Annotated in this window: 1 protein-coding gene; it reads left to right on the top strand. The window is 65.5% G+C overall.

What is annotated here, in order from left to right; translation table 11 throughout:
* The first annotated feature begins 171 nt into the window (after window positions 1–171).
* Entirely contained in the window at window positions 172–12,942 is a 12,771-nt protein-coding gene (locus tag WT97_RS11325) for a filamentous haemagglutinin family protein (RefSeq protein WP_082751367.1), read from the top strand.
* Window positions 12,943–13,115: the final 173 nt, after the last annotated feature.

Genomic DNA, 13,115 nt, shown 5'->3' with positions numbered 1-13,115 from the left:
CAAAAGCTACGGACCTTTTCACGGCGGCCGGAATGGTCCGTAACAGTCGCCATGTCGCTGCCATTCGCGCTTCGTATGGTCTTCGGATTCCAGCGGCCTGTTTCAGGCGCAACGACATGTGCGGCGCCCGACCGGCGCCGCATGCAAATTCCTAGCATCGGGGTGGAAAGAATGGCAGCACGCGCACGTACGGAACGGCAACCTCGCGCAACGGCCTCGCGGTCGGTCCTGAAATCGGAACTGAGCCCGCTGTACCGGGCGGTCGTGCTGATGCTCGCGGCGGGCGTGTCCGCGCATGCGCACGGGGCGGGCATCATGAACCTCGGGCAGGCCACCGCGCGTGCGGCGGGTGGGGGCGCGGGCAGCGTCGGCGGCGTGCCGGGCGTGCCGAATCTCGGCGTGTCGCCGCAGCAGGCGCTGCAGGCGAGCCAGCCGTCGATCCGCAACCTCGGTTATGCGGCGCACGCGATCGCCGCGCAGATCGCCGCGCAGCAGAATGCGGCGGCGGCCGCGGCGAAGCTGCCGTCGACCGTGCCGAACGGGCTGGCGCCGGGCGGGCTGCAGGTGGCGGCGGGCGCGTCGGGCGACACGAACAATCCGGTGCTGTGGTTCAACGCGAACGCGCCGACGCAGAGTACCGACGCGAACGGCCACGTGAACGTCGACGTGAAGCAGACCGGGCAGAACGCGGTGCTGACGTGGGAGACGATGAACGTCGGGCGACAGACGACGCTGAATTTCGATCAGTCGGGCGGCACGCAGACGAATGGGGCGAACAACTGGGCGGTGTTGAACCGGGTCAACGATCCGAGTGGGCGGCCGAGCCAGATTCTGGGGAACATCACCGCGCAGGGGGCGGTGTACGTGATCAACCGGAATGGCGTGCTGTTCGGGGCCGGGTCGCAGGTGAACGTGCATTCGCTGGTGGCGTCGTCGCTCGATGTGTTGAACATGAACAATTACAACCAGGCCATGCAGAACAGGGTGCCGGTTGTGACGGACAGCAGCCTCGCGCAGGATGCCGCGGGGATCGTCGCGAGCAACAAACAGTTCCTGAGTTTGCCGGCCGGGACGACGGGCGGGCTGGCGTATCAGGAGTCGGGGAGTTCGGCCGGGGTGAACGGCAACAGCACGGTGCCGAACGAAGTGCTCGGGCTGGGCAACCAGATCAACCTCACGTCGGCCAGCCAGTATCAGCCGTGGGGCGACGTCACCATCGAGCAGGGCGCCTCGATTACCACGCACGCGAACGGCAATGTGAGCGATGGCGGCTTCGTGATGATCGCGGCGCCGAACGTGACGAACGCGGGGCATATCAAGGCGACGGACGGCCAGGTGGTGCTCGCGGCCGGTGTGGGGGTGAGCCTGCGGCCTGCCGGCGGGCTGCAGATCAATCCGCAGGTGCTGCTGCCGGAGCTCAGCGGAAAGATCGCGCTGCTCGGCCCGAACGGCCAGACGACCGACATCACGCCGGCCGGCACGCTGACCAATACCGGCATCGTCGAGGCCGCGCGCGGCAACGTGAACCTGCTCGGCAGCCGCGTCGCGCAGAACGGCGTGGTAGGCGTGACGACGAGCGTCAACTCGCCGGGCACGATCACGATTTCCACGGTCGACGAATACCAGTCCAACAATCCGACCGGCGCCGGGTATCTCGGGCAGGGGATCGTGACGACGAGCCCGCAAAGCACCGGCAGCACCACGAATCGCGCCGGCCTGCTGAGCTTCGGCCCCGATTCGGTGACGGCCGTGATGCCGGACGGCAACGGCCAGACGACGCCGTCGACACCCGGCGCGACCTTCACGCCGGGCAGCATCGGGATGACGGCCGGCTCGGTGTGGTTCCAGGGCGGCTCGCTGATCGAGGCGCCCGGTTCGAAGGTATCGGTCGGGGCGCTGACGCCGTCGGCATCGGCATCGGGTGCTCAAGCGCCGGCCGGCCAGACTGCCGTGCAAGGCCGGATCTATGTCGACAGCGGCGCGACGATCGACGTGTCGGGTCTCGCGAACGTCGAGGTGCCGATCGCGCAGACGCTCGTGACGGTCGATCGCATCGGCCAGAACGAACTCGCCGATTCGCCGCTGCTGCGCAACGGGTTTCTGTTCGGGTACAAGAATCTCGTGTTCGACAGCACGCTGACGGGCACGCGCAGCGACGGCGTGTCCTGGGTCGGCAGCCCGATCCTGAATCTGTCGGGCTATGTGAACCTGATTCCGCGTACCGTCGACCAACTGCTGACCAACGGCGGTTCGATCACGTTGTCGGGCAACGAGGTGATGACCGCGACCGGTTCGTCGATGAACCTGAACGGCGGCTACGTGCACGTCGACGGCGGAATCGTCAACACGACGCGGCTGGTCGACGCCAACGGTGCAATCGTGCCGATCGACAAGGCGAGCCCGTACGACACCTACGTCGGCGTCGCGGGCCAGTTCACCGAATCTCATCCGCGCTGGGGCGTGACGAAGTCCTGGTACAACCCGCTGCAGACGGCGGGCACGTATCAGGGCGACTACATCGTCGGCGGCAACGCGGGCACGCTCGATATCTACGGGCTGCAGTCCACGGTGCTGGACGGCGACATCAGCGCGCAGGCGTTCGGCGGCGCGAAGCAGATGCAGGGCAACAGCCTGCCGAGCGGCGGGACGTTCAACCTCGGCGCCGATCCGAAACTCGACGGCGCCGCACTGGTGCACCTGACGTCGAACAACAACGAGGTTGCGTCGGGCACCGCGGGCCTGGTCGTGCTGCAGGACAAGGCGCCGCAGCTCGCCGACATCGCGCCGGGTTTCTCGATCGACACGCCGCTCGACCAGACGGCGCTGCAGGCGTTGCCCGCGACGGATCCGCGCAACGTGCTCACGACCACCGTGGTGCCGGTCGCGACGTTGAACAACGGCGGCTTCGCGAACCTGAACGTGACCGAGGACAAGGCGGGCGGCAAGGGTGTCGTGGTGCCGCAAGGCACGCAACTGAACTTGCAGCCAGGCGGCTCCCTCACCATCAACAGCCCGGTGACCGGTACCGACGTCAACGTGGCCGGCCGCCTGTCCGTGCCGTCAGGGGTGATTTCGATCACGAGCGGCGGCAACGTGATCGTCGGCCCGCAGGGTGCGATCAGTGCCGCGGGACAGTGGGTGAACAACGACGTGCAGGCGGCAACGGATACGACGCCCGGTAACAGCCAGTTCATCAACGGCGGCAGCATCACGCTCTCCGCGTTGCTCGGATCGAACGTCATCGGCGGCGCGCTGGTCGGCGACACCACGGGTTCGGTGCTGCTGCAGCCAGGTAGCGTACTGGACGTATCGGGCGGCGGCGAAATGCTGTCCAACGGCCAACTGCTGATGCAGAACGGCGTGCCTGCCGGGCGCGGCGGAAACGTGACGTTGCAGACGTATTCCGCGACACCGACGAAACAGTTTGTCGGGGCGGACGGCGCGCCGACCTTGCCCACCGCGCAGCCGACGGCCGGCACGGTCGCTCTGGACGGCACGATCCTGAGCGAAGGGTTTTCGGGCGGCGGCACGCTGACGCTGCAGGCGCTCGGATTCCGGATCGGCGGCGCCGAAGCCGCCGCGTCGCCATGGGACGTCTATCTTCCGGAAAGCTTCTTTGCACGGCAGGGTTTCGGCAAGTATGTGCTGAATGCGTACTACGACACGACGGTTGCGCCCGGCGCGTCGGTTGCCGTCACGCAATTGAATCGCATTCCGGACATGGTCGCGCTTCAGCAGGCGGCCACGGGGGCGAACCTGGCGGCAGGCAGCCTGACCACGATCGGCCAGCTCGATGCCTATCACCGACAGGCAACGGATCTCGTTTTGACGGCCGGCAACGATACGTCGTGGCGGCAGGGCCAGCACCCTACCACACCGTCGTATCCGGGCGTCACCGGTGCGGTCACGCTGTCGGAAGGCGCATCGATCCACGCGGATGCCGGTGCGAGCATCGGCCTCGGGTCGCCGGCGCAAGTCACGGTACTCGGCTCCATCGTCGCGCCGGGCGGGTCGATCACGCTGAGCGCGGACGGGAGCGGTACGAATGCGCAGGCCGGGCAGCTCAGCACCGGTTTCATGAGCGCGAGCCAGTCGGTCTGGCTCGGCGCGGAGGCTTCGCTCGACGTATCGGGCACGGCATTGGCCAATCCGCTTGCGGCGCCGGTCAAGATCGGCGCGACGACGGTCGTGCCGAACACGGGCAAGGTGCTGGCGGGCGGCTCCGTCACGATGTCGAGCGATACGGGTTACGTGGTGGCGCAGTCGGGCTCGAGGATCGACGTGTCGGGCACATCGGCGACATTCGACCAACTGCAGCCCAATGGCACATACGCGTCGCAGCCGGCGTGGAGCGACGCCGGCTCGATCACGCTGTCGGCGGCGAACGGCCTGTTCGCGGATGCGACGCTGGCCGGGCGTCCGGGCGCCGCGCAAGCGCGGGGCGGCACGCTGACGATCCTGCCGAGCCAGGCGGACCCGCGGAGTAACGGCTCGACCGCCACCGCGCTCGTCGTGCGGCAAGACGGGACATTCGTGCCCGCGGGCCTGATGCCCGGGCAGAGTTTCTCGTCGGCGATCGACTCGACCACCGGCTTGCCGATCGGGCAGTCGAGCGGCGTCATTCAGTTCGCAGCCGATCGGCTCGACGGATCCGGCATCGCGAATCTGGTATTGGGCAGCGGTACGCCGCCCAACGGTGCGCAGGCAACGCCGATCCTGTTTGCCGGCAACGTCACGCTGTCGTTGCCGGAATCCGTGACATTGAACACGGAGCGCGTCGCCGCCATCGGCATGGGGCAACTGTCGTCGCTGTTGTCGACGCCCGCGCGCAAGGCCGACGGGACGCTCTCGGCCGCCGTCGACGGCTTGCTCGCGCAACCGCAGCCGTCGTTGGGCACGACCGTCGAGATCGATGCGCCGTACTTCGCGTTGTCGGGGCCGCGCATCCAGTTACAGTCGCCTCAGTTCAAGCCGGTCGCGGCCCTGTCCGATGCGACGCTGAACGTGAACGCGTCGTTCATCGATCTGAAGAACCAGGTTCAGCTCAACAATTTCGGCCATGCGAACTTCACGAGCAGCGGCGATATACGCCTGAGCTCGGCGAACGCGGGCCAGTCCCAGGCGGCCTCCGGGGCGGGGATGCTTTATACGCCGGGCAACCTGACGTTCAAGGCGGCGGACTTGTATCCGGCGACCGGCAGCACCTTCATTATCGACGCGGTCGGCCCGACCGATTCGGCTACGGGCCAACCGGCGCCGACGACGGTTACCTTCGCGTCGAACGGCGTATCGGACACGCCGTTGTCCGCAGGGGGCGCGCTGCTGGTCGACGCGACGAACATCGTGCAGGGCGGCACGGTGCGCGCGCCGTCCGGCACGATCGTATTCGGCGTGGGCGATCCGTCGAATGCGGCGACGCAGGCCCAGTTTGGCGGGTTGCCGCTGGTCGCGACGGATTCGGTGAAATTGGCGAGCGGAAGCGTGACGTCGGTCTCGAACGGCGGCTTGGTGATTCCGTACGGCACGACGATCGACGGGGTCGAGTGGCAGTTCAATCCGCTTGCCGGCAACACGACGCCCGACCTGAGCGCGCCACCCGCGAAATACGTGGGCGTGAACGGCAGCAATGTCGCGCTCGACAAGGGCGCGACGATCGACCTGTCCGGCGGCGGCGACCTGCAAGCCGCCGAATGGGTGCCCGGCACCGGCGGCACGCGCGACGTGCTGTCGCAATACAACGTGAGCTATGCAAGCGGCAAGGGCGGCACGGCCGTGCCGGTCAATGTCGGAGCCGGCAACGTTTATGCGATCGTGCCGGGCAAGCAGTTACCGGTCGCGGCGTATGACCCGATCCTCGCGCAGACGACACAGCCTTCCACCAACGCAAACGGCACGGCAACGACCGCGACGGCGACGATGGGCGTCGGGCAGGCGAGCCTGACCGACCCGGTCGGCAAGGCCGTGTATCTGTCGGGCGTGCCGGGGCTGGTGCCCGGCTACTACACGCTGCTGCCGGGCAAGTACGCGACGTTGCCGGGCGCGTATCGCGTCACAGTGTCGAACACGGCCGGCAATCTCGTGCCGGGCGCGAGCCAGGTGCTGCAGGACGGCACGGTCGTGACGGCCGGCTATTTCGCCGACGCGTTGACGGGTAGCCGAAGCGCGACGCCGACGCTGTTCAACGTGCAGTCGAACAGCGTGTGGCAGCAGTACTCGCAATACACGCTGACGGGCGCGAACGCCTATTTCACGAAACTCGCCGCGACGAAGGGCAACGTGACGCCGCCGCTGCCGGTGGACGGCGGTCAGCTGGTGCTGGCGGCGACGAAGGCGCTGACGCTCGGCGCGACGCTGAATGCGGCCGCCGGCGCGGGTGGCGCGCCGGCCCAGGTCGACATCGCGTCGCAGGAGATCCAGATCACCGGTAACGGCAGCGCGGCGCTGCCCGGCTATCTGCAGATCGGCAGCGACGCGCTCGATTCGCTGAACGCGGGCAGCCTGCTGATCGGCGGCACGCGCGCGGCGACGACGAGCGGCGTCACCATCACGCCGATCGCGAACAGCGTCGTCGTGTCCAACGACGGCGACACAGCGCTGAAGGGCCCCGAGATCCTGCTCGTCACGAAGACCGACGGCAGCGGCACCGATCCGAACGCGGCGAACGGCCTGCGCGTCGATGCCGGTGCATCGATTACCGCGCAGGGCGATTACCCGGCAGCCAAGGATCAGCCGATCGCAATCGCCGGCGACGGCGCGCTGCTGCGCGTGTCGAACGGCGCGATGGCGCCGCTGTCGCGCACCGGCGGCACGGGCACGGGCCTGATGTCGGTCGGCGCAGGAGCGACGCTCACGGGCGGCCAGGCGCTGCTGCTCGATTCGTCCGGAGATCTGAAGGTCGATCCGTCCGCCGTGCTGTCGGCCAAGGCGATCACCGCGGACGGGTCCGCGATTACGTTCACCAGCGCGAGCGGCGCGTCGGCGGCGAGCCTGCCGGGCTTCGTCGTCGATCCGGCCGGCCTCGCACAGTTCGCGAACGCGCAGCAGGTGACGCTGCGCAGCTACGGCGCGATCGGTTTCGTCGGCGACGTGAACGCGACGTTCGGCAACAGCGTCGATCTGAGTGCGGGCACGTTCACGAGCGATGGCGGCCACGTCACGCTGAATGCGCAGCAGGTCGCGTTCACGAACGAGATGGGCGCCGCGCCCGGCACGGCGACGGCCGGAAACGGCACGCTGACGGTCAACGCGAAAGAGATCGACTTCGGCACGGGCACGAAGGCGGCAAGCGGCTTCGGTTCGGTGGTGATGAACGCGACGGGCGGCATCGTCGGCCAGGGTACCGGCACATTCGACTTCGGTGCATTGCCGGTGACGCTCAATGCACCGGTCTACCTTGCCGATACGAGCTCGGCCGCCACCGTGAAGACCACGGGCGCACTGACGCTGAACGGCGCGTCGGGCACGGCATTGAAGCGCGATGCGGTCGGCGGCGCATGGACCTTCATCGGCGGTACCGTCGTCGACAACGGTGCGACGATCAGCGCGCCGGCCGGCAATGTGACGCTCGAAGCGACGACCGGCAACCTGACGGTCGGCGGCGGATCGACCGTCAGTTCGGCAGGTGTGTCGAAGCAGTTCTTCGACGTGACGCGCTACGCGCCGGCCGGTTCGATTGCGCTGACGGCCGATGCCGGTACCGTCGACGTGCAGTCCGGCTCGACGCTCGATTTCTCCGGGGCCACTGGCGGTGGCGCGGCTGGCAGCCTTTCGATGTCGGCGCCGCAACAGGTCGTGAACCTGAACGGCGCGATCAAGGGCGGCGCGGCGAGCGGCTATGCGGGCGGATCGTTCTCGCTCAATACGGGCGGCGCGGCCGATCTCGATGCGCTGTCGAAGACGCTGGCATCGAGCGGCGTGAACGAGGCGATCACCGTCCACACGAAGACAGGCAACCTTACGCTGTCGCAGGGCAACACGCTGACCGCGCACTCGGTGCTGCTGACGGCCGACGGCGGATCGGGAAGCTCGGCCGATACGGCGAACGGCAACGTGAACGTGCTCGGGACGATCGACGCGTCCGGCAAGGCAGGCGGCGAGATCGACCTGTACGGCCGCAACGGTGTGGACATCGAAGGTTCGCTGCTGGCGCGCGGCTCCGATCCGAACCAGCGCGGCGGCAAGGTGAATATCGGCACGACCGCAATGTTCGATCCGACGATCGTCGATGCAAACGGCAACTCGGTCGCGTACAACGCAACCTATGGTTACGAGAACATCCTGCGTGCGAACGCGGGCGCGATCACGCTCGGCGCGAACGCGCTGATCGACGTGTCGGGCGGGACGGCCGGCGGTTTGTCCGGCGGCACGGTGAATTTCCGCGCGCCGCTATTGGCCGACAACGGCGTGAAGCTCAACCTGCCGGATACGTTCAACGACGGCAAGGGCATCGTCGGCTCGCGCGCGACGACGCTCGAGGCGTATGCGGTGTGGAGCACGACGGACGCGACGACGGGCGCGCAGCACTTCGACGGCGTCATCGACCCGGCGGGTTGGTATGACAAGAGCGGGCATCTGCTGGCCGGTACGTTTACCGCGCAGGGCACGTCTGGCACGCCGGCGACGTTCGCGTTCGCACCGGACGGGTCGGGTGGCGGCACGCTGACGAATCAGACTACCGGCGTGGCGACGAGCGTCACGCAGGTTCAGCTTCAAGGCGGCGATAAAGACATTGGTTTCGGCGGGCTGAACAACATGTATTTCGCGCCCGCGAGCGGCGGCGCGAACACGGATCACCAGACCTTCTACGGATATCAGAACGGCGATGCGTCGACCGCGGCGCCGGGCACGCTGATGGGGTTCGTACAGCACGGGCTCGATACGCTGGTCGATCCGTTTGCCGGCAGGAACATCGCGAATACGCGCATCGTGCCGGGGATCGAGCTCGATAACCCGAGCCCGGCGATCAACGGCGGCGATATTCAGGTGCTGACGAACTGGAACCTGGGGGCGGGTACATCGCCGACGAATCTCGCGTTCCGGTTCGACGGGCAGGCGCCGGTCGTGACGCTGCGTGCCGAGAACAACGTGAAGGTGAAGGCGAGTCTGTCGGACGGGTTCTTCCAGATCGCGAACCCGTTGGGTGGCGGGGGGACGATTCCGGTGCCGCCGTTGTCGACGTTGGCAGCGGCACAGACGATTTATGGCGCGTCGGCGGGGCACTATGGATACGGACTCGCGTTTTGGGCGACGAACTATGGCTTGGCGTCCGGTCCGGGACAACCGGTCGGAGGGGCGCCGGATGAAATTGCCGAATACTATACGCTTTACACGACTTATTCGGGTTTCCTGGATCAGACGTCAACGTTGCAATGGTCGGACAAGAACTACAGCAATGTAGAGAACATCTGGTTAATGAGGGGGAGCAACTCCAGCACGATGCTGCCAGGTCAACCGGTGGCTCCGATCGCGCCGACCGTAGCCGAACAGGCATCGAATCCGGGATCCTATCTGATCTACCTGAATCAGTACCAGAAGTATCTGTCAGAATCAATCCAATACGTGGTCCAGCATCAGAATCAATTCCCACTTGTGATTCCCCTTGCGGCACCGAGCGTTCAGCCTGTATCGGTAATTGCAACAACAACGATCAGCGCGCCTGCTTTAACGGACAATTCGCCGGCCCCGACGTCCATTGCGACTATTCCAATTCCGCTTGCGTCGGCTTCGTTGACGGGTGGCTCGAGCAGTTCCTTCCGTGTAGTGGCAGGGGCGGATCTGAACAGCACGAATCCGCTGGCGCTTCAGGCGCGGACCGCAGGAAGCGGATCGAATGGCAAGAGCATGATCTTCGACGGCCATACGACGTTCGTCGACAGCAACGGTCTGGCAATTCCGGCGCCGACGATGATACGCACCGGTACCGGTTCGATCGATATCGCGGCTGGCAATGACATCGCGCTGTTCGACAGCAGTTCGATCCAGCCGAACAGTCCTGACATAACCGTTCCAGGCGTGATTTACACCGGCGGCGCACCTGCGGCGGGAGCGCCGGCGTCCAGCACGGGCCTTTCGATCGTTCATGGCCTGAACAACAATCCGGATATTCTGGTCACGTCCGCCGTCAATCCAGACTCGGCCGGTGACATCACGATTCATGCGCAGGGCGATATCAAGGGCGCGGAGTATTTGACCGATGTGAACGGCACCGTGACCGGACGTCCGGGCGCCAACATCAGCCCGTTCTGGTGGCAGTGGATGCAAATCGGCAATCCGACCGGGATGGTCGGGGCGACCAATCCCGTATCGCAGACCGTACAGACGTCGATCAACTTCGGCGCATTCGATCAAGGCGTGTTGAGCGCGGGTGGCAACGTGTCCGTGTCGGCTGGAGGGAATATTTCCGACCTCTCGGTGTCGGTGCCGACCACGTGGTATTTGACCGGTACCAATACCGACAACCCCACGGTCAATACGGTCGGGGGTGGCAATCTGTCGGTGCGAGCCGCAGGGGACATTCTGAGCGGCGGCTATTTTGTCGCGAAGGGAACAGGAACGATCACGGCAGGCGGGAAGGTCGGGTCCGATATTGCGGTGCCTTCGTCATTCGACGGCCAGCCTCCCGTAACGATGGATACGCTGCTGGCGACACAGGACGGCGTGCTCGACGTAAGCGCGCGACAAGGCGTCAGCATCGGGCGCGTGTTCGATCCGTCGTATGCGCAGAGCGATGCGCTGTTGTCTGCGTACAAGCAGCAGGCCGACATGAAGGGCTATTCGTCGACGTCCGCCGTCAACATCGTGTCGACGACGGGTGACGTTGCGATCGGCACGCTCTCGGGGGTCAGCCTGATCGGCGGCGGGGCGCACAATTCAAATGTGCCGGGGCTGAACGACTTGTCGTCCGTGCTGCCGGCGTCGATGAGCCTGACTGCGCTTTCCGGCGGCATCACGGTGGCGGCGAGCGGGATGCTCTATCCGTCGGCCCTTGGCGACCTGAGCCTGATCGCCGACCAGTCGATCAATCTGTCGACGGTCAACGGATTGGTTGCCAACGGGTTTCCTGCGTTCGGCATGCTCGACGTCGACCCGTCCGCGATGCCGTCACCGGTGAAGCCGAATGTTGCCATCGCGAGGCCGACGGTTCCATCGGCGGCGGCTCATGATCCGGTTGCCCTGCATGGCGACGATACGGTACCGGCGCGAATCTACAGTTTGAACGGCGATATCGTCGATGGTGTTCTGCAGGCGACCGATGTTAACGCTGGTTTCTACGGAAATCTGGTGCCTGTCGCGATAGACAAGCCCGCTTTGGTTCAGGCAGGGCGTGACATCGTGAACCTGTCGTTTTTCGGGCAAAACCTGCGCAAGTCGGATGTGACGCGGATCGTCGCAGGACGGGATATCTACGACACACCGCTCATACATAACGTCGACGCGGTTATACCGGTGCTGGCGCTAGGCGGGCCTGGGACATTTGATATCCAGGCGGGTCGAAACATCGGCCCGCTGACGAGTCAGGCGCAAGCTTATGCGTCGCTGGGTGACGGAAGTTACCTCCGTGAGGGGATTCCGACGGGGATTGACGCAATCGGGAATGCAAACAACCCGTATTTGCCCCATGAAAGTGCGAGCATCAATGTGCTGTTCGGTGTTGGGCCGGGCATCGACACCGCCTCGTTCGTCTCCACGTATGTCGATCCAGCGAAGTCCGTGCCGGGTGTTTCCAGCGCGACGCCCGCGCTCGTTACGTTCATGGAGCAATACGAGGCGGGACTCTCGGTCGACACGGGGCTGGTCAACGATCAGCCAGCTATCAAGCCGTTGAGCGCGGACGAGGCCTGGTCGAAATTCAAGGCGCTGCCGCAGTATGTCCAGCAGCTCTTTGCCGAGCAGGTGCTGTTCAAGGTCCTGACCAGCGTCGGCGAGGATTACAACAATCCCACCAGTCCGTACTATCAGAAATACGCGCGCGGCTACGAGGCGCTCAATACGATGTTTCCCGCTTCGCTGGGCTACACGGCCAACAATCTCGGCGGCGGCAGCAACGGTGCGAACAAGTTGATCGATACGGGCGACCTGGACATTCGCAGCACGACCATCCAGACGCAGCAGGGCGGTAACGTATCGATCCTTGGCCCGGGCGGGCAGGCGCTGATCGGGAGTACGTCCGCACCGCCTCAGATCGTCAGCAATGGTACCGGCAAGACGATTGCCGGGCCCGGAACAATGGGTGTCCTCACGCTCGAGAAGGGTGACATCAACATCTTTACGGACCGCAGCGTGCTGCTCGCCCAGAGCCGGATCTTCACCGAGCAGGGTGGCGACATGACGATCTGGAGTTCGAACGGCGACATCAACGCGGGCAAGGGTGCGAAGTCGTCGGCTGACACGCCGGCGCCGCAATACGTATGCGACGCGAACCACTATTGCACGGTCGATGCGCGCGGGCAGGTCACGGGCGCGGGCATTGCAACGTTGCAAAGCGTGCCGGGTGTGCCGATCGGTACGATCAACCTGATCGCACCGCGAGGTACGGTGGACGCGGGCGATGCCGGTATTCGTGCCGGTAATCTGAACGTTGCGGCATTGCGCGTGGTGAATGCCGACAACATTCAAGTGACCGGCAAGGCAACCGGCATCCCGCTCGTGCAGGCGGTGAATACCGGTGCGTTGACGGCCGCGAGTGCGGCTGCATCGGCCGCCACTCAGGTGGCGCAGGATATCGCGAAGAACAACGCTCCCGGAGGCGCGGTGCGGCGCTGGACGATTTCGGTGCAGGTCGAAGGGTTCGGCGATGCTGGCGGAGACGGCGCGAAGAAGCACAAGCAGCAGGTTGGCTACGATTCGTCGAACGCGGTGTCGGTTCTTGGCTTCGGTCAACCCGGAGCTACACAACGAGCCACGTTGACATCGGAGGAGCGTAACAGGTTGGGCAAGATCTGATCGAGCGAAGTGTGCGCGACGCGGGCTACCGGTAGTATTGGCGCCCGCGTTTTTTTGTATGCGGTCGCCGCATGGATCGTTTGATCGAAGACGGATGAGTGTCCCCCGTGATTCGGATGCTTGCCGTTCGTGTAGTGTGAAGCGCGAGCCGTATTGACAGTCGTTCGCCGGGC

Origin of the sequence: Burkholderia sp. MSMB1459WGS (assembly GCF_001534535.1) — a bacterium.
Taxonomy (GTDB): Bacteria; Pseudomonadota; Gammaproteobacteria; order Burkholderiales; family Burkholderiaceae; genus Burkholderia.
This window is presented reverse-complemented; position numbering and strand designations above follow the sequence as displayed.

What these genes read in the sequence shown, in the direction of transcription:
- WT97_RS11325 (WP_082751367.1), top strand. Translation starts at nt 172, where the DNA reads ATGGCAGCACGCGCACGTACGGAACGGCAACCTCGCGCAACGGCCTCG.